This window comes from Flavobacterium lindanitolerans (genome assembly GCF_002846575.1).
Classification (GTDB): Bacteria; Bacteroidota; Bacteroidia; order Flavobacteriales; family Flavobacteriaceae; genus Flavobacterium; species Flavobacterium lindanitolerans.
Window position 1 is genome coordinate 922,509 of sequence record NZ_PJND01000007.1, and the last position, 18,780, is coordinate 941,288.

General features: G+C 39.5%; 15 protein-coding genes and 1 tRNA gene. 6 read left to right on the forward strand and 10 right to left on the reverse strand.

Annotated elements, in window-relative coordinates:
- Positions 1-2: 2 nt before the first annotated feature.
- From B0G92_RS04080 to B0G92_RS04090, 3 genes are read right to left on the reverse strand one after another with little or no spacing between them, the layout of a single operon-like run.
- Positions 3-998 (reverse strand): hypothetical protein, encoded by a 996-nt coding sequence (locus B0G92_RS04080; RefSeq protein WP_101471179.1) that lies wholly within the window; start codon positions 996-998, stop codon positions 3-5.
- Between the two features lie 22 nt (positions 999-1,020).
- On the reverse strand, positions 1,021-1,746 hold the full coding sequence (locus tag B0G92_RS04085; protein ID WP_056067814.1) for a LytR/AlgR family response regulator transcription factor: 726 nt from the start codon (positions 1,744-1,746) through the stop codon (positions 1,021-1,023).
- The gene (locus tag B0G92_RS04090) at positions 1,743-2,813 is read right to left on the reverse strand and encodes a sensor histidine kinase (RefSeq protein ID WP_101471180.1); all 1,071 of its coding nucleotides are present in this window, start codon (positions 2,811-2,813) and stop codon (positions 1,743-1,745) included. The genes B0G92_RS04085 and B0G92_RS04090 overlap by 4 nt, the downstream gene beginning before the upstream one ends.
- Positions 2,814-3,023: 210 nt before the next feature.
- On the opposite strand from B0G92_RS04090, the gene B0G92_RS04095 reads away from it, so the two are divergent.
- The 5 genes from B0G92_RS04095 (at position 3,024) to B0G92_RS04115 (ending at position 11,141) form a co-directional block, all read left to right on the forward strand.
- Positions 3,024-3,782 carry a hypothetical protein gene (locus B0G92_RS04095; RefSeq protein WP_101471181.1) on the forward strand — a complete coding sequence of 253 codons (759 nt, stop codon included), beginning with the start codon at positions 3,024-3,026 and terminating at the stop codon, positions 3,780-3,782.
- A gap of 89 nt (positions 3,783-3,871) precedes the next feature.
- The gene (locus tag B0G92_RS04100; protein WP_101471182.1) at positions 3,872-4,504 is read left to right on the forward strand and encodes a DNA-3-methyladenine glycosylase family protein; all 633 of its coding nucleotides are present in this window, start codon (positions 3,872-3,874) and stop codon (positions 4,502-4,504) included.
- A gap of 176 nt (positions 4,505-4,680) precedes the next feature.
- Positions 4,681-7,287 carry a hybrid sensor histidine kinase/response regulator transcription factor gene (locus tag B0G92_RS04105; protein WP_101471183.1) on the forward strand — a complete coding sequence of 869 codons (2,607 nt, stop codon included), beginning with the start codon at positions 4,681-4,683 and terminating at the stop codon, positions 7,285-7,287.
- A gap of 114 nt (positions 7,288-7,401) precedes the next feature.
- A complete protein-coding gene (locus B0G92_RS04110; protein WP_101471184.1) occupies positions 7,402-10,356 on the forward strand; it encodes a T9SS type A sorting domain-containing protein in 2,955 nt (984 codons plus the stop codon).
- Between the two features lie 161 nt (positions 10,357-10,517).
- Positions 10,518-11,141: a GyrI-like domain-containing protein gene (locus B0G92_RS04115; RefSeq protein ID WP_101471185.1), complete on the forward strand. Its 624-nt coding sequence runs from the start codon at positions 10,518-10,520 to the stop codon at positions 11,139-11,141.
- Positions 11,142-11,201: 60 nt separating this feature from the next.
- Here the strand turns inward: B0G92_RS04115 and mgtA are convergent, their stop codons facing one another.
- The 7 genes from mgtA to B0G92_RS04150 all read right to left on the reverse strand — a co-directional run bounded on the left by mgtA (position 11,202) and on the right by B0G92_RS04150 (position 17,903).
- Complete coding sequence (mgtA, locus tag B0G92_RS04120) at positions 11,202-13,910, reverse strand: magnesium-translocating P-type ATPase (protein ID WP_101471186.1); 2,709 nt, start codon at positions 13,908-13,910, stop codon at positions 11,202-11,204.
- A gap of 99 nt (positions 13,911-14,009) precedes the next feature.
- Positions 14,010-14,720 (reverse strand): MgtC/SapB family protein, encoded by a 711-nt coding sequence (locus tag B0G92_RS04125; RefSeq protein ID WP_101471187.1) that lies wholly within the window; start codon positions 14,718-14,720, stop codon positions 14,010-14,012.
- 192 nt (positions 14,721-14,912) lie between these two features.
- Positions 14,913-16,277: a sensor histidine kinase gene (locus B0G92_RS04130; RefSeq protein ID WP_101471188.1), complete on the reverse strand. Its 1,365-nt coding sequence runs from the start codon at positions 16,275-16,277 to the stop codon at positions 14,913-14,915.
- Positions 16,277-16,957 (reverse strand): response regulator transcription factor, encoded by a 681-nt coding sequence (locus B0G92_RS04135; protein ID WP_056067840.1) that lies wholly within the window; start codon positions 16,955-16,957, stop codon positions 16,277-16,279. The genes B0G92_RS04130 and B0G92_RS04135 overlap by 1 nt, the downstream gene beginning before the upstream one ends.
- 79 nt (positions 16,958-17,036) lie before the next feature.
- Positions 17,037-17,438 (reverse strand): DUF5071 domain-containing protein, encoded by a 402-nt coding sequence (locus tag B0G92_RS04140; RefSeq protein ID WP_101471189.1) that lies wholly within the window; start codon positions 17,436-17,438, stop codon positions 17,037-17,039.
- A complete protein-coding gene (locus tag B0G92_RS04145; protein WP_101471190.1) occupies positions 17,438-17,755 on the reverse strand; it encodes a hypothetical protein in 318 nt (105 codons plus the stop codon). The genes B0G92_RS04140 and B0G92_RS04145 overlap by 1 nt, the downstream gene beginning before the upstream one ends.
- 74 nt (positions 17,756-17,829) lie before the next feature.
- Positions 17,830-17,903 (reverse strand) — tRNA-Ala (locus B0G92_RS04150).
- 99 nt (positions 17,904-18,002) lie between these two features.
- Between B0G92_RS04150 and B0G92_RS04155 the strand changes: the two genes are divergently transcribed.
- The gene (locus B0G92_RS04155) at positions 18,003-18,770 is read left to right on the forward strand and encodes an enoyl-CoA hydratase/isomerase family protein (RefSeq protein ID WP_101471191.1); all 768 of its coding nucleotides are present in this window, start codon (positions 18,003-18,005) and stop codon (positions 18,768-18,770) included.
- Positions 18,771-18,780: the final 10 nt, after the last annotated feature.

Sequence of the window (18,780 nt, forward strand, 5' to 3'; positions counted from 1 at the left end):
ACCTAGTTTTTCTTCTTTTTGAAGTCAGGCATAAAAGAAATTCCTATGTTGAAATAACCCGTGCCGTCTTGTTTGGTCGAAAAAATATAATCGTTTGTGTTTTCTCCTCTTTCGGATAGTCTTGAATTAAAAACGGTAGACAATCCGGTCTTGAATGTTGCGATGATTGTCTTGTTGATATGATGCTCATAGGTCAGGCCGGAACGAAGTTCTAAAATACGGTAATCGTACACGTCTGCAAAGCTCGGCACATTATTGTTGTAGACATAAAAACCATCACCGTTGAGTTCTGTTCCTATAGAAAATTTTCCGTTTTCAGATACCGGCCTGTGGAATAACAGCCTTTGCGGTAAAATCAGGTCCAATATCCAGGGTGAGTTTTGGAATCGGTGCTCCATCATAAAAGTAGGAGCAACCGGAACCGGAGAAGCCGGGTCTATAAAAACAAGTGCTCCAACTCCAATCGTGGTTCTTTCTGTTTTTTTCAGAATAATTGTTGCACCAATAAAACCTTTTAACCGCTCAATATCTTTTTCGCTACCATCTGCAGTAAGGCTGGCATTATAAATAAAAGGTTTATTAAATAATCGGGCGAAATAAGTAAAACTTAGTGTTGCAGACAGGTAGTGAAAATCTATTTTTTTGTCATAAGGAGCAATAGCATCACCGGCTACGTTTTCCACATCATTCAATTCAAAGGCTTCGTATTTGTAATTGAGCGAAGTAGTAATACTCCATCTGGGTTTTGAAAACACGACAAAATTGGAATTGGCGTTGAATCGATAATGGTTTTTGATTTCTCCTTCCTCGAAAGCACTGTCGAATAATTCGGAATCAAAATCGGTTGGCAGGTATTGCTGGTACTGGAAGTCCAGAAAGCGGGTAGACGGAAACCTCTCGGTTACGGCCGCTTTGACGTTTTCTTTTAATTGTTCTTTTTCTTGTGCTTTGGCAAATACGCATAGCAGTATTGCAAAAGGCAAAATTTTTGATTTCATAGCATGTTTTTAACGGTTGTTGTTATAATCTGTCCGAAATGTTCTTTCCGAGATACTGTTCCAGGAATTTTTTTCGGAATACTTCGCCAATCGGAATTTCAGAAGTTTTGATATAAATAGTATGGTTGTCAAAAGAATCAATATGCTGTACATTGACCATATACGATTTGCTGACGCGGATGAACTGCACTTCCGGAAGGTGCTGTGAGATGGTTTTAAGGTTCATGGCAGTGATAATCTTGCTGTCGTTGACATAAATCACGACATAATCCTTTAGTCCTTCGATATAAAGTATATCCCTAAAAAGTAATTTGTGGAATTTGCGTTCTGATTTTATGAGCATAAAGTCGGTTTCGAGACTTTCCAGCGTGCTTTTTTCCTCCTTTCCGGACAGCAATTCGCGATAAGCAAATGCTTTTTTAATCGATTTCTCCAAACGGGTTTTAATGATTGGCTTTACCAGATAATCAATGGCGTCAACCTCATAACTTTTCAAAGCATATTGCGAATAGGCTGTAGTAAATATAATGAGGGTTTGTTCCGGAATCGATTCTGCAAACTCCAATCCGTTGATTCCCGGCATCTGTATGTCGAGAAAAATCAGGTCAACTGTATTTTCCAGCATGAATTCCCGCGCTTTTTTAGGGCCATTGAAACACCCAATCACATTCAATTCAGGAATATCCTGCAGAAGCAGGAGCATGCCCTCTCTGGCAAGAGGTTCGTCATCAACGATTATACAGTTCATATTGGCAGTGTTAAGGTTACGGTATATTGTTTATCGTCGTCATTAATATCCAGTTTATAATCCTTCGCATAGAGCAAATCTAACCTGCGTTTGATATTTGCAAGCCCCAATCCTCCTTTATGCTGTTCGTCGATGGGCTCTGCAGGTTTAGTGTTGGAACACGTAAAAACAAGTTCTTTTTTATAAATTTTGAAAGTAATGTCTATTTTGGAAGGATGGTCCAAATCGGCACTATGTTTAATGGCATTCTCTATAAATGTCGTGAAGAGGTTGGGAGGAAGTACCAACTGTGAAATCATGTTGCTGTTACTGTCTTCGTTTTCAATTGTGAGCCTGAAATTAAAGTCGTCACGACGAATTTTTTCAAGTTCCATAAAATCGTTCAGGAATTGTATTTCCGATAAAAGCAAAACCGAAGGCTGGTTGTTGTCATACAGTTGATAACGAAGAAAATCGGACAGTTTCATAATAACGGTTGAAGCCTTTTCCGGATTTTTTTTAACGAGTACGTTGACATTGTTCAGCATATTGAAAAGAAAGTGCGGATTGATTTGGTTTTTTAATTCCTTGAGTTCCAGTTGAAGGGAATTGGTTTCCAGTTCAATAATACGTTCCGTATCACGGGCCCATTGCTGAAACAGTTTGATGGAAGTGGATGAAAAAACCAAAATAGTAAGCAGGTTGGAGGTGGCCAGGATTTCCCGGAAGAAACTGGTAAAAACCTTTCGGGGCGTAATGCGGTATTGCTCAAAATAATTCAGGCCGTTTTTTACGAGTATAAAACTGCATACTATCAGCAGTACCAGACAGACCAGATAAGTAACATATTCCCCTTTAAATAAAAGCTTCGGAATCAGTACATACATATTGATGTAGACCATTGCCAAGAAGTAGGCAATCCACAACCATTTTACATAATAGTGAAAATCGCCACTATACTCTTTGATTTCTCCCGAATCGTATGAAAATGCAATAATGTATATAATAATAGACAGATGCCTCCATACCCTATACTTGGGGTCAATCAGGAATTTGATGAAATTATTTTGAAAACAATTGTCTTTCAAGGTTCTATATTTTAACGGTACGAAATAAGACTAAAAAAGGACACTACCCAATTAATTTATACCAACCCCCATTTTAATTATACGAAAAGGTTTTTTGCCTGTTTTAGCCATAAATCTATTAAATAACGGTTTTTGTATAAAATAAGTTTGTGTTGGTATAAAAAAACCGGGGAGCTTTTATGTTCCTTCTACTTTTGAAATAAAAAAGTTATGAAATCGGTCCAAGCAATAGAGCGCTGGATTACAGCCATCGAGAGTTCAAAACAGGAAGCCTGCGCCAAAGAACAACAAATCAAAGCAATTGTCGATTTGTGGAAATTTGCAGACCTGTATGACCAGGGAACTACCATTACACAAAAAGGGGAACTCCAATTGGAAGATTCTGATGGCAGGATTGATAAAATCAGTGTGGCGACGTCGGATTTATTTCTTACACCAAAAGAAAACGCCATCTCAAAAATTCTTTCAGAAATCGAAACAGAATTTTCGGAACTTGGAGACCGTTACAGAGCGCTCTATAATGTGGAGTTCCGCAATCCGGAAGCCAATTTTGATGCTGCAGAAATCCTGAAACTCAAAAGCGAGATTATTTCAGGAATCAAAGGAGATGTCATATTGTACAAATATGTCGAACGCATCCGAAAACTACCTTCGTCCGAATTCCGAATTGTAAATCGGGATTTCAGGATTTTAGAATGCAGTTATGAAGACATACAGAGGGCCATAGACCAGAACTATTTGTTGCAATCAGACCAAAGGCAATGGCTGGTAATAGTATTGAGTGCTGTTGATAACAACTGCAGGTCGTTTCTGATTGATGAAACTATAAAAACAGCTGCCTTTTCATCCGGTTTTGAAAAAATATTCCTTTTTGACTTTTATACTTCCGAAATCATCGAATTAAACATCAATGCCAAGGCCGGGACAGCCATTAAAGGGGTGCCGTTGGTTGCCAGTGGTGTTGCCTGATATCCAGGCATTGACTCTGTTTCCGGTATTTATGTGGCAAGCTATTCTAAAAGTGATTAGCTTTATACTTTATTACAGTAGTAGTTGTTATGGAGTTCAGCCAGTTTACACCCTCCGAATTCCGGAGCCTATGCGACAGTCTTGCCGCAAAAGATCAGGATATCAAAAATATTCTCGACCAATACGATTATCCGCCATTTTGGTCGCGGCCCAATACTTTTGAAACGTTGGTGCACATCATACTGGAACAGCAGGTTTCAATCACTTCGGCATTGGCAGCCCTTAACAAGTTGAGAGCGTATGTGGGTGAAATTACACCCGAACGCATCCTGTCTTTGTCTGATGAAGAACTCAGGGCTTGTTATTTTAGCCGACAAAAAACAGCTTATGTCAAACATTTGGCTCAGGCACTTCTGGATAAACAAATTGATTTGCAGCTGTTGGAAACACAGTCTGACGAAACCATTCGGACTATATTGAGCCAGTTAAAAGGTATTGGCAACTGGACGATTGATATTTACCTGATTTTTGTACTGAAACGTTCCGATATTTTTCCAATAGGAGACCTGGCGGCAGTAAACGCCCTTAAGCAATTGAAAAACATGCCCAAAGAAACTTCCCGGGAGATTCTAATAGAAAAGGCGGCCAATTGGCAACCTTTCCGCACGGTTGCAACTATGCTGTTATGGCATTATTACCTGTCATTAAGGGCTAAGAAATAATAGATATAATTAGAATCGAAAGAGAGGCGTAAATATTTTGTGATTCATTTCTTCTAAGGTCATTTTTTATTAAAATTTCTAACGATACTGCTGCTTTAACGCTTGAAAAATAGGAAATATGATGAATTTCTATACATTTGTAGACAATTCAAAAACTTAATCAAGCCCCCAACCCTATGGCAAAGTTTGCTTTTTACTTTATCATTGTCTTTTCTATTGTTTTCCCCCAACAGATGAAAAGCCAGAATACTGCAGATTCTTTACACACATTAATTAAAAAAGCAGATGGGCTGCGCAAAAGTGAACTGAATCTTGAACTTGCAAAATATTTTTTACCAACCAATCAGGATTCTTGTCTTTATTACAGTCAGGTTGCCCAAAAAATAGGCAAAAAGATAAATAATCATGCGATTGTAATCCGTTCTTTTGCCCTTATCGCGGAATCCTACCAAAAGCAAAACAAAATGAAGGAAGCGATTGCTACCTATCAGGAGGGGCTTAAACTGGCAGAAAAACATAACGAAAAATCATTAGCTGGAAATATCTACAACGGTATTGGAACCTGTTATTTTGCGATGAATGACCTCAAAAAAGCAGAATACTATCTTCAGCAGGCTGCCCAGGCTAAAAAAGAGGCAAATGATTATCATTATTATTCCTTTATAGCGGCTAATCTTGCCGCTTTGCAGATTATAAACCAATCGTTTGGCGAAGCGATACACACGCTTAAGGACGCAGAAAAAATACTACTCAAAAATAAGCAGGAAAAGTATTTGAGCACTGTTTATAATTCTCTTGGGGCAGCTTATCAAGGGACAAAATCAGACTCATGCGTTTATTATTTTGAAAAAGGTCTCGAAATTTCTCAAAAAAACAAAGACTATCTCAATATGATGACTACCTACCAGAATTTGGGAGATTATTATATGGATAAGAAAAATAATGCTAAAGCTGTTGAGTACATGAAGCGTGCAATTGCGGTAAATGATCTGCGGCCGGAAGACCAATATAAACCTGCATTATATGAAAGAATTGGCATTTTGTATGAATCGATGGGAGATTTTAAAAATGCCTACCACTATAAAAAACTGGAAAATGAAACCCGCCAACGCCTTTTTTCGGTAGCAAAACAAAAAGAGATTGAAGAACTCGAAATCAAGTACCAAAGCGAGAAAAAAGAAAAGGCAATCCAACTGCACAAACATGAGGCGGAAAAAGCAAAGAATCAACAAACCGCTTTGTTATATGGTTCTGCTTTGCTGTTTTTGATTGGCGGATTTATTACCTATTTGATTTTCCAAAGAAGAAAGATTACCCAAAAATTTGAAAAGGAAAAACTTAGGATGTTTGAAAATATCCTGCATGAAATCAAGACACCTCTTACGCTTATTGATGGCCCTATCCAGGTTATGAAACAGCGTTCTGATAGTTCGAATGAAGAACAGCTTAGTCTGATGGAACGAAATTCTAAAAAATTAATGAGTCTGGTTACCGAATTGCTTGATGCGTCAAAATTGGGCAGAGGCAGTTTCCAACTACATTATACCAACGGTGCGGTTGATGATTTTATCGAAAATACGATTGACACTTTTGCTAATGAAGCAAAATCTAAAGACATACAAATTACGCATGCTAAGAATAATGTAGAAAAACATTATTCGCTTCCATCTAATGCTTTGGAAAAAATCCTTTCCAATCTTATCGGGAATGCTGTGAAATACTGCCCTCCAAAAGCAAAAATTCAAGTGGCATCACAGATAGAAGGAGGCAGATTAAACATTCGTGTAAGCGATACGGGTCCTGGAATTCCGAAAGGAGAACAGAAAAAAGTATTTCGTCGTTTTTTCAGAGGAAATCAGACTTCAGACACCAATGGAACGGGAATAGGCCTTTCTCTTGTTAAAGAATTGGTAGAATTGGCTCAAGGAACTATTCATCTTCAAAGCGATTCTTCGGGAACTACATTCCTTGTTTCCCTTCCAATACAGGAAGCTGTAAATCATACAGATGCCGGAATTGCGAATGAGAGCATGCCAATCCTTCTTCTCGCTGAAGATGACGCGGATACGGCAGCTTTCAGCATAGCTGTCTTAAAAGAAAACTTTCAAATAATCCATGCTAAAAACGGACAAGAGGCTCTTGATTTAATTCGCAAGAATTTGCCCGATATTGTTCTTTCGGATGTTATGATGCCGGAAAAAGACGGTATCGAATTGCTTTCGACAATCAGGTCTGAAGAATTGACAAATCATTTGCCGTTTGTATTATTTTCTGCAAAAGCATCATTGGAAAGCCGTTTGGAAGGATTGCAGCATGGAGCCGATGCGTATATTTCAAAACCGTTTTCGCCAGATGAGCTGAAGCTGACGATAAAAAACCTTTTCAATACCGTACAAAGGAATAAAGAAGCCTATAAAGAAGCCATACATTCGGAAAAAGTATTTGAAGAAAGAGTTAAAAGTCCAAATTCCTATGTCAATAAAGTCATTGGTCATATTTTGGATAATATAGATAATCAAAACTATTCCGTTAATGAGCTTTCTGATAATATGTCTGTCAGCAGAAGCCAGCTCCACCGAAAATTAGTTGCGCTGACAGGGTTCTCCACAACTAATTTTATCAGCATGATCCGACTTGAAAAAGCCAAAGATCTGTTGCTTAATAACGAGGGAAACATTACTGAAATTGCCTACAAATGCGGTTTCAACAGCCAGTCCTATTTTACAAAATCCTTTACGGAGTACTTTGGGAAAAGTCCGAGCCAAGTGCTTAAAAATCAATAATTTTTTTGCAGATGCAACAATAGTACACAATATAGCAACATGGTTGCATAGCCGATTAAGACTGGAAATCTAAATTTACCGACGTGAATCAACAATCAAAATCAATATACTTTTATGAAACACCTTTTACTGTTTTTTATTCTTTTTTGGCACGTTTCCTCCAAAGCCAATGATGAATGTGTGAATGCAATACAATTAACTCCAAACGCTAATTGTGTCAATGTAAGTGGCACATTTAACGGTGCAACTCTTAGTGGTGCAGCTCCTGCATGCGCTAACACCAGCAGCCAGGACGTTTGGTACCGTTTTACGGCAACGGAACAGACCATGTCCGTTAACCTGTCCAGGGCGTCAACGAACTCGACAATGTATCTTGCAATGGAACTCTACGAGGACGGTTGCACTGGAAACTTATTCAAGTGTGTGGCATGGACCACGAATGTGTCTACCTATTTCAATAATGACTTTGTTATAGGCAGGACCTATTACGTGCGTGTCCTTAACGCGAGCTCCGACCTTAGTACGCAAGGTTTCAATATCTGCGTCCGTTCTTTCCCAAAACCTGCAAACGACAGTTGTGCTGCGGCAGTACAGCTCACGCCGGGTACTTCCTGCGTGGATACCGTTGGCACTTTTAGCGGATCGCTTTTGAACGGAGCAGCTCCTGCATGCGCTAACACCAGCAGCCAGGACGTTTGGTACCGTTTTACGGCAACGGAACAGACCATGTCCGTTTCCGTTAATAGGGCAACGGCAAACGCTACGATGTATCTTGCGATGGAAATCTACGAGGACGGTTGCACTGGAAACTTATTCAAGTGTGTGGCATGGACCACGAATGTGTCTACCTATTTCAATAATGACTTTGTTATAGGCAGGACCTATTACGTGCGTGTCCTTAACGCGAGTTCTGACCTTAGTACGCTCGGCTTTAATATCTGTGTCCGTTCTTTCCCAAAACCTGCAAATGACAGTTGCGCTGCGGCCACGCAGCTTACGCCTAATGCTAATTGTGTAGACACCGTTGGCACTTTTAGCGGGTCTATGTTTGACGGACCGGTTTCTTCCTGCGCTAACACCAGCAGCCAGGACGTTTGGTACCGTTTTACGGCAACGGAACAGACCATGTCCGTTTCCGTTAATAGGGCAACGGTAAACGCTACGATGTATTTTGCGATGGAAATCTATGAGGACGGCTGCACGGGCAACCGTTTCAAGTGTATCGAACCGAGTACCAACGGTGTCGGCTATTTCAATAATGACTTTGTGGTTGGCCGGACGTATTATGTGCGCGTACTGAATCCGGGTGTTCAGCTGACTACGTTGGCCTTCAATATCTGTGTCCGTTCTTTCCCAAAACCTGCGAACGACAGTTGCGCTACGGCCACACAGCTTACGCCTAATGCTAATTGTGTAGATACCGTTGGCACTTTTAGCGGGTCTATGTTTGACGGACCGGTTTCTTCCTGTGCGGCCAACAGCAGCCAGGACGTTTGGTACCGTTTTACGGCAACGGAACAGACCATGTCCGTTTCCGTTAATAGGGCAACGGCAAACGCTACGATGTATTTTGCGATGGAAATCTATGAGGACGGCTGCACGGGCAACCGTTTCAAGTGTATCGAATCGAGTACGAATGGTGTAGGCTATTTCAATACGGACTTCGTGGTTGGCAGGACGTATTATGTGCGCGTACTGAATCCGGGTACTCAACTGACTACTTTGGCTTTCAATATCTGTGTCCAGTCTTTCCCAAAACCTGCAAATGACAGTTGTGCCACAGCCATAGAACTTACACCAAATAATACCTGCGTAAACGTTTCCGGTACATTCAGGGGAGCCTTATTGGATGGAGCAGTTCCTTCCTGTGCTAACACCAGTAGCCAGGACGTATGGTATAAATTTACTGCTACAGGTCAGACGATGACTGTTACGGTGTCAAGAGCAACAACAAATTCAACGATGTATTTCGCCATGGAAATTTATGAGGAAAGCTGTACCGGAAATAGGCTTCAGTGTCTTCCATCAGGCACGAATTTTACAACTTTTACGAATAACAATCTTGTTATAGGCAGAACCTATTATGTTCGCGTATTAAATCCTAATACAGCTATAACTACGCTTCCTTTTACTATCTGTTTGGTAGGACCGCCTCCGGTAGCTTGTACTCCAGCAGTAACAATTGATGCATCACAGACTTCCATTTGCCAGGGAACAAGCGTTACTTTTACGGCAACACCTGTTAATGGAGGAACAACGCCTTCTTACCAATGGAAAGTCAATGGCAATAACGTTGGTACAAATAGCCCAACTTATACAACTACTACACTTGCAAACGGAAGTACTGTTTCTTGTGTAATGGTAAGTAATGCGGCCTGTGCTTCCCCAACTAACGTTACGAGCAATACAATTACCATGAATGTTACTGCTCCAACTGTTCCTGCATTTACGCAGATTGCACCGGTTTGTTCCGGTAATACATTCACACTGCCAACAGTTTCCAATAACGGAATTGGAGGTGTGTGGAGTCCGGCAATAAACAATACAGCAACCACAACGTATACTTTTACACCTACAACGGGTCAATGTGTTACGACAGCGACGATGACAGTTGTTGTTAATTTGGTAAATACTGCAACAACATTACAGGGAAGTACGATAACCGCATCTGCAACGGGAGCTACCTATCAGTGGATTAATTGTGTGAACAATCAACCTATAAACGGAGCAACCAATGCTTCTTACACGGCAAGTGGAAATGGTTCGTATGCGGTAATCGTGACTCAAAACGGATGCTCCGCAACTTCAAATTGTGTTCAGATAACGAATTTAGGTGTGGACACATTCATAAAAGACGGATTGAAAATTTATCCGAATCCGGTAACAGACCGTCTGTTTATCCAATTGAATGAAGCAACAGATGTTACAATTGCTGATATGACAGGAAAAACAATACAAAAGGAGACTTTAAAGTCTGGAAACAATAGTATTGACGTAAGCTCACTGGCTTCAGGAATGTATTTTATTCGTTCCGAATCCGGAGCAACTGCAAAGTTTGTGAAGAAATAAATGATTTACAATTAGTTTAAAAAAGTCCCTTTTCGAAAGATTAGGGACTTTTAGTTTTTAGGATTATTGCAATTAATTGTTAAACTGAAAACCTGTTGCCATAGGGTTGTCACTGGTGTAGTTTTATTTTGTGGAATACTAATCAAAAAACGACAGCCAAAATGGAAAAGTTAGATTTAACAAAGAAGTATAAAACCTATTTTGCTTCTAAAACCAAACCTGAAATTGTTGAGATAGAACCGGCTCAATTTATTTCATTAACCGGCAAGGGCGACCCTTCCGAAAAAAGTTTTTCAGAAAAGATACAGGCGCTTTATACAACTGCCTATACCATCAAATTTATGTTCAAACAGCAGGGCAAGGATTTTACGGTTTCAAAACTGGAAGGACTGTGGTGGTATGACGAAAGAAAATTTGTAGGGATTACTATGGATGAAGCACCAAAAGCAATTGCCAGGAGCGAATGGGAATATCGCTTGCTAATACGGATGCCGGAATATGTGTCAGAAAATGATATTGACCAGGCAATTCAGGCGGCTTTCGCGAAAAAGAAAATGGAACTTGTAAAAGAAATCGAGTTTTTTCGGATGAATGAGGGAAAATCTGTCCAGATGTTGCATGTTGGGCCATTTTCGAAAGAAATTGAAACACTACAGGAAATGAGAAAAGTTATAGAAGAAAATGGCTTTCAAAAAAATGGACTGCACCACGAAATATACCTGTCAGATTTCAATAAGACCGAACAGAGCAAACTCAAAACTATTTTAAGGGAACCGGTAAAATAAAATGCAAAACACCAAAAGCCATTTCGATGACTTTTGGTGTTTTTGCTATAAATACCTGTATTAAAGCCAGGAATTGAATTTTTTAATGAACCAGTTTTTTACTAATTGCGTAAGCAGGCAATAGCACGTCAGGATGCCTATAAGCCATGGAAAATAGCTTAATGGCAGAGGCTGCATTTTTAATGCTGCTGCAAAAGGTGAAAAAGGAATAAGGATGCCTATAACCATAATCAGAGAAGTTAAGGCTACTACCGGAGTTGCCGCCCAGCTTTGTATAAAAGGAACCTTTCTTGTACGTATCATGTGTATGATAAGTGTTTGTGAAAGCAGGCCTTCTACAAACCAGCCGCTTTGGAAAAGCGTCTGATGTTCCGGAATATTGGCCTTAAAAACGAAAAACATAACGGCAAACGTGGCAAAATCGAAGATGGAGCTTATCGGGCCAATAAAAAGCATAAATCTGGATACGCTACCGGCATCCCATTTTTTGGGTTTCCGGATAAATTCTTCATCCATTTTGTCCCACGGAATCGAAATTTGTGAAATATCATAAAGCAGGTTTTGAACCAGCAGGTGTACGGGTAACATAGGCAGGAATGGTAAGAACATACTTGCTCCCAACATACTGAACATATTACCAAAATTACTACTGGCCGTCATCTTGATGTATTTAATGATATTTCCAAAGGTCCGCCTTCCATAGATTACACCTTTGCGCAATACCATCAAATCTTTTTCGAGCAAAATAATATCGGCACTTTCTTTCGTAATGTCCACGGCTGTATCTACACTGATACCCACATCTGATTCTTTTAACGCTGCGGCATCATTAATACCATCACCCATAAAACCAACTGTATGTCCTTTGCCCCGCAAGGCTTTTACGACTCTTACTTTTTGCAAAGGATTTAGTTTGGCGAATACAGAAACCGTATCAATTTGCTGTAATAGTTCATCATCAGTCATTTTTTCCAAATCAATACCGTTGACGACGTGTTGGACAGGAATGCCCACATCATTGCAAATCTTTTTTGCCACGATTTCATTGTCGCCCGTAAGTACTTTTATGCCTACACCTAATTTCTGCAGGGCTTCAATTGCAGGTTTTGCAGATGGTTTTGCGGGGTCAAGGAAGCCAATAAAACCTGTTAAGGTAAGCTGGTTCTCATCCTGAACGGAATAGGTGAGAGGATGAGAACTGTCAAATTCACGAATAGCAACCAGCAAAACCCGCAATCCTTCTTCATTCATTTTTTTAGAAGTGTTCAATACGGTTTTTCGCATCATATCGTCCATAGGCACGACAGAGTCGTTTTCTATGTGAAGGCTGCGGTCATCTCCGGGGTCAAAAGCATTCGTGCATAGCTCCAGCATTTCTTCAACGGCTCCTTTGGTAATAAGAAGGTGTTTGCCATTGTGCGTTTTCAATACGACAGACATTCGTCTGCGTTGAAAATCGAAAGGAATTTCGTCAACTTTAATATATTGTTCTTCTACCTTCAGATAGTCATGCAAATCGGCGTGTTCCAATACGGCTTCATCCATCAGGTTTTTAAGGCCTGTTTGATGATAGCTGTTGAGATAGGCCCATTTCAGGACTTCATCGTCTTCTATTCCGTAAACATTCAGGTGTTTTTCCAGTACGATTTTATCCAATGTCAGGGTTCCGGTTTTGTCTGTACAAAGAATATCCATAGCTCCAATGTTTTGGATGGAGTTCAGACGTTTTACAATTACCTTATGTCTGCTCATGGTTACAGCGCCTTTTGCAAGGTTGGCTGTCACTATCATAGGCAGCATTTCAGGTGTGAGACCTACCGCTATGGCAATAGCAAAAAGCAAAGCTTCTGCCCAATCATTTTTCAGTAATCCGTTGATTAAAAAAATAAGCGGAACCATCACGAGCATAAAGCGGATAAGTAAGAAACTGACCTTGTTAATCCCTTTGTCAAAGCTGGTTTCGGGACGTTCTCCCACAATAGACCTGCTAATGCTTCCAAAAAAAGTATAGCTGCCGGTGGCAACAACAATTGCTGTAGCAGAACCGCTTACTACATTTGTACCCATAAAACAGACATTATTGAGCTCTGTAGGCTGCTTTTTTTCTGCATTCCGTATAGGGAAATGACTTTTTTCAACAGGCAGTGCCTCGCCTGTAAGCATACTTTCGCTTACAAAAAGGTCTTTGCTCTGTATGATGCGGCAGTCGGCAGGAATCATATCACCGGCAGACAGGTATACAATATCTCCGGGAACCAATTCACTGATAGGGATTTCTTTTTTACCTGTAAACTTTCTGAATACGGTAGCAGTGGTCTTTACCATACTCTTTAGTTTTTCGGCTGCTGAATTGCTTCGGTATTCCTGTACGAAACGTAAAAGAGCACTTACCAGAATCATAACGGAAACTACGATGACAGTTTTGAAATCGCGGTCTTCTACAGACGGCAACCAAACATCAATAACAAAGGAAACAACAGCAATGACCAGTAGTATGTAAATAAAAGGATTGGCAAATGCTTTCAATAGCTGCATAAGCCGCTTTGGTGCTTTCTGGTGCTGTAATTCATTGATTCCGAATTTCAGTCTACGTTCCTCCGCAGTAGTATCTGTTATTCCTTTTTCACTGGTTTCCAGCATGGCATAAACAAACTTGTCGTCCTGGCTGGATGCATTTTGCAGTTTAGTGACGGTTCCCATATTCATTCCGTTTGAATTGATTACGGAATGAAGCGGGTTTTTTATCTTCTTTTTTAAACTTGTCATCATTGGGCTTTTTATTTGTTTGATGAATAAGTATTGTGGTATTGCTAAATATTGAAGTAAAAAAGTTGGGAGAAGGATATCTCTGCATGGCTGAAACTATTGCTATAGGTCTGATTGTGTTCCCGTAATCTCCCAACTTACTTTAATTACTTTTTCCTCGATAGTGAGACGGCTTGCCGTTTTTTCTATCAGGTTGTCCTGGGGTGTGGCAGATTTAATCTCTGCGGTTATTGTTACCTGGTTTATATCCTCTGTGTCATTACTGGTTAATGATTTTAATAATAGTTTGTCCTCGTTTCCGAGCATCTGCATCAGCAATACGCGAATCTGATTTTCTACTTCAGTTTTGCATTTAATAGTGAACAGATAGTCCGTTTGTATATTGTTTGATTTTATGAATGTGAGCAAGCTCAACTTTTGTCCAAGCGGGCGGAGAAGCATATGCGTAAGCATAATCGCAGCCGTAACAATACCTGCCTGTGCAAATAATCCCAAACCACAAAGTGAACCTACAGCTGCAGAACACCAAATAGTGGCGGCTGTGTTTAAACCTTGTACGCTCAGACCGTCTTTCATTATTACACCTGCGCCCAGAAAACCAATACCGGTTACAATTTGCGCCGCAATACGGCTTGGGTCACCCGCCACATCTGTCAGCGAAACCGAAAGCAGGATAAAGGCAGCAGAACCTAATGACACCAAAGTATTGGTGCGAAGTCCTGCGCTTTTTTGACGCCACTGTCGTTCAATGCCGATGGAGGCGCCAAATACAAGCGCAAATAACAGGCGTATAGAAAAACTTAAAAGGGTCATTGGCGTATATTTACTTATCTGCAAGCAAAAAATCAATCCCTCAAACGAAGTCGGGTACAAAAAGAGGTGCCGCGGCTATTCCGGTTTAAGATGAAAAATCATTGTGCTTTTTGCTGACACAAAAATCTTCATTCTCAATGGAAAGAGCCGTTAGAGAATCAATAGAAAAAAATTAGAATTTTATTAGAAAGGCTAAATGTGGGCCAGTTCAATCGTAAAGGCAGTTCCGGGATTTTCAGACTTTACGCTGATAGTGCCTTTATGAAGTGTTATGATTTTTTGTGTAAGCGAAAGGCCAATGCCGTTTCCGTCGGCATATTTTTTATTTTCGCCTCTATAAAACGGAGTAAAGATATTCTCAATGTCTTTTTTCGAAATACCAATGCCTTTGTCTGCGAATCGTAACAGGATTTTTCCATCGCCATAAGAAAAAGAAACGGTACTCTGTTTGTCATTTGAAAATTTGCAGCCGTTTTCAAACAGGTTGGCAAAAGCCACTTTTAAAAGATATTCATTGCCGTTTACAGATATCTGGTCATCATTCTCAAAATCACTTTCAAAGTGGATATCAATTCTGTAATCAGGATTTGCCTGCTGTACCTGTAATCGGGCATCCAATAATATTTCATCTATACGGACAGGCTTAAAAGTAATTTCGGATGGGTCGTAACTCGCTTTTGCCAAATCCAACAGGCTGTTGGAAAGGCGTACCAATTTTTGGGCGTCAGACAGCGCATTGGTTATGGCATTTTTATATTCATTGATAGTGCGGTCTTTATGGGTTGACAGTTCCAGTTCGGCAATAATGGCCGCAAGTGGCGTTCTTAATTCATGGGAAATATTGGAAACAAAGTGTTTTTGTGCTTCAAAAGAATTTTCTAATCTGTCAAGCATTTCGTTGAATGTGTTGGCCAGTTCTGAAAGTTCGTCTTTGCTTCCGTTGCTCATTAGGCGCAAGTCAAGATTGGTGGCAGAAATGTTTGCTGCCTTTTCGGTCATTTCCTTTACAGGGCCAAATGCTTTTTTTGAAAAGAAACGCCCGGCAATGTAGATAAACAGGACAGAAATGATAAAAACAACAACGATAGTCTTAAACAGATTATTAAGTTTGACATAACCATTTTGGTCATAAGCTGTGGCGGTAACTATATAATAGCTATTCTGAAATTCATACCGAAGCCCGATAACCTGCCAATCCTGCTGGTAAAAGCTGATTTCTCCTTTTTGATTAATTTCATTTATCATCTGCCTGGTTTCTTTCACATAATCAATGTCAACAGCATCATGATAAAGCAAATCAAAGGAAGGGTCATAAATAGCAACTTCTACTTCATTTAATATCTTTCGGTTGCTATGGTAGATTTCCTGCAAGGTTTGTTTGTCAACTCGGGCATTTAAAAAAAGATTGGCTTTGGTAATGGCTTCTTTTTTTAATAAGGAATAAAACTCCTTTTCCCTGTTTTCCTTGGCAGTAAAATAAATAACCGCAGCAAAGACCAGTAGAATTGTTGCTGTAATTAGGGTGAATAGTAAAGTGAGACGCGTTCTGATTTTCATTATTCTGCCTTCAAAATAAATCCCATTCCTGATTTGGTGTGTATGAGTTTCTTTTCAAAATCCCGGTCGATTTTTTTTCTCAGATAATTGATGTAGACATCAATAAAATTGGTGCCGGTATCAAAATGGGTATCCCATACTTTTTCTGCAATTTCAATACGAGATAACACCCGTTCCGGATTGTGCATCAGATATTCCAAAAGTTTAAATTCTTTTGGTGTAAGGCTAATTTCCTGTCCGTCCCGTTTCACAATTTTGGTGTGTAGGTTCATTTCAAGGTCAGCAAAACGTATAATAAAACCAACACTGTTTGCGGTTTTGGTATTGCGTTTTAGCAAAGCCCGGACACGCACCAACAGTTCACGCATTTCAAAAGGCTTGACCAGGTAATCGTCTGCTCCGGCATCAAATCCTTCTACCTTATCGTCTGTCGTGCCAAGTGCTGTCAACATGATAATGGGAATATCGGGTTTGGTTTCCCGTATTTGCCTGCATACGTCAATTCCATCCATTTTTGGCAAAATAATATCTGTAATAATCAGCTTGTAGTTATTTTGTAACCCTAGCTTCTTTCCTGAAAGGCCGTCATAGGCTAAAGTAACAGTAAAACCCTGTTCTTCAAGTCCTCTCTGTATGAGTTCGGCTACCCTTTGGTCGTCTTCTATTACTAAAATTGCCATTTTTGTCTTTTTGGAGTGGATTATACAAAGCTACGAAATAAGCTGTAAAATAAGCTTTTAAGGCTAAATCGATTGAAAATTAAAAAGACAACTTGTATTTTTCTAATATTTCACTTGCGATTATATCAACCTCGGCTTCTTTGTCGTGTGGGGTTGCATTTAAGTAAATATTTTTTACTTCGAGTAATATTTTCCGACTAGGTGTAATCTCAGAATGTAATATGAGGCCATGAAGAATCCAATATTTCCATATTTCATCATTACTTTTCAAAATCGATATCAATTCCTCTTGAATTTCATTAATATAAGGAGAGAAATAATCGGCTATTAACGGAGCTTGAGGCCAATTCATATCCTGCATCCACTCTAATAATTGTGGAATAAAATCTCTTATTTCAGAAATAGATTTCAGCTTTAAATTATTGATGAAATTTAAGTCTTCTTTGTTTTTTGGTACTAAGTTTTGGGTGTCCTTATCCATTATATTTTGTCATTATCTTGTAAAATCCAATCACTGCCCAGTTTAAATTCGAGTAAATGTAAAATTGATGATAGTCTTTTCAAATCATAAGAAAGAGAGACATTTTCTTTATCCAATAATCTTCTAAGGTCATTCCAATCGTCTGACAATTGTCCGAGCATTAACTCAGGTTTCTCATTAGGATTGTATAGTTGTTTGGACTGAATATCCCAGTAATAATCTTCACTGTCAATTAACATATCATCATTACAATTTAATTCTATCTCTTTCGAAAGTCTTTCAATAATCCTGATTAATTCGTGTTTTTTAATTATCATTTTATTGTTGAAGATTAATTTTTATGAAAATAAAAAAGGACAAACCAATAAAAATATCGATTTGTCCTATCAGGTGGAGAAGATGGGATTCGAACCCACTACCTCTTGGCTGCCAGCCAAGCGCTCTAGCCAAGTGAGCTACATCCCCAAAGCATGTGGCAAATTAAGGGAATTAATTTTCAAAAAGCAAATACCTTCCGATGAATTTATTTTGCAAAAGCGTAACTTTACCTGCAAATATTTTTTTATGACCACACAAAGATTAAACGGGTCACTATATACCGTTATCGAAAACAAAATAGCAACCGTTGAATTCGGACATCCCGCAAGTAATTCCTTCCCAAGTGAATTATTACAAAGACTGACAGACGAATTAAACAATTTGAGCAGCAATCCGGACGTAAATCTGATTATTCTAAAAAGCGAAGGCGATGGGGCATTTTGTGCCGGAGCTTCTTTTGATGAGCTTTTGGCCGTGTCGAACCTTATGGAAGGAACCAGCTTCTTTTCGGGTTTTGCAAACGTAATCAATGCTATGCGCAAATGCTCCAAACTGATTGTTGGACGCATTCATGGCAAAGCCGTTGGGGGTGGTGTAGGACTGGCTGCGGCATGCGATTATGCTTTTGCAACAGTAGACAGCGCTATTAAACTATCAGAACTGGCTATCGGAATCGGGCCTTTTGTGATTGAACCGGCCGTTTCAAGAAAAATAGGTAAGGGCGCTTTAGGCGAAATGACTTTGGCAGCACACGAATGGAAAAATGCCTATTGGGCTCAGGAAAAAGGGCTGTACGCCAAAGTTTTTGAAACAAAAGAAGATTTGGATAAAGAGTTGGAAATTTTTACTTCAAAACTAGCATCCTATAATCCGGAAGCCTTGTCTGAAATGAAAAAAGTACTGTGGGAAGGAACCGAAAATTGGGATACGCTTTTGTATGAAAGAGCTTCAATTTCAGGGAAGTTGGTTTTGTCAGATTTTAGCAGAAATGCCCTGAACCAATTCAAAAAGTAACTAAATTTGC

Excerpts from the sequence above, each read along its gene's own strand:
- B0G92_RS04080 (WP_101471179.1), bottom strand. The coding sequence starts at position 998 with ATGAAATCAAAAATTTTGCCTTTTGCAATACTGCTATGCGTATTTGCC.
- B0G92_RS04085 (WP_056067814.1), bottom strand. The coding sequence starts at position 1,746 with ATGAACTGTATAATCGTTGATGACGAACCTCTTGCCAGAGAGGGCATG.
- B0G92_RS04095 (WP_101471181.1), top strand. The coding sequence starts at position 3,024 with ATGAAATCGGTCCAAGCAATAGAGCGCTGGATTACAGCCATCGAGAGT.
- B0G92_RS04100 (WP_101471182.1), top strand. The coding sequence starts at position 3,872 with ATGGAGTTCAGCCAGTTTACACCCTCCGAATTCCGGAGCCTATGCGAC.
- B0G92_RS04105 (WP_101471183.1), top strand. The coding sequence starts at position 4,681 with ATGGCAAAGTTTGCTTTTTACTTTATCATTGTCTTTTCTATTGTTTTC.
- B0G92_RS04110 (WP_101471184.1), top strand. The coding sequence starts at position 7,402 with ATGAAACACCTTTTACTGTTTTTTATTCTTTTTTGGCACGTTTCCTCC.
- B0G92_RS04115 (WP_101471185.1), top strand. The coding sequence starts at position 10,518 with ATGGAAAAGTTAGATTTAACAAAGAAGTATAAAACCTATTTTGCTTCT.
- mgtA (WP_101471186.1), bottom strand. The coding sequence starts at position 13,910 with ATGATGACAAGTTTAAAAAAGAAGATAAAAAACCCGCTTCATTCCGTA.
- B0G92_RS04125 (WP_101471187.1), bottom strand. The coding sequence starts at position 14,720 with ATGACCCTTTTAAGTTTTTCTATACGCCTGTTATTTGCGCTTGTATTT.
- B0G92_RS04130 (WP_101471188.1), bottom strand. The coding sequence starts at position 16,277 with ATGAAAATCAGAACGCGTCTCACTTTACTATTCACCCTAATTACAGCA.
- B0G92_RS04135 (WP_056067840.1), bottom strand. The coding sequence starts at position 16,957 with ATGGCAATTTTAGTAATAGAAGACGACCAAAGGGTAGCCGAACTCATA.
- B0G92_RS04140 (WP_101471189.1), bottom strand. The coding sequence starts at position 17,438 with ATGGATAAGGACACCCAAAACTTAGTACCAAAAAACAAAGAAGACTTA.
- B0G92_RS04145 (WP_101471190.1), bottom strand. The coding sequence starts at position 17,755 with ATGATAATTAAAAAACACGAATTAATCAGGATTATTGAAAGACTTTCG.
- B0G92_RS04155 (WP_101471191.1), top strand. The coding sequence starts at position 18,003 with ATGACCACACAAAGATTAAACGGGTCACTATATACCGTTATCGAAAAC.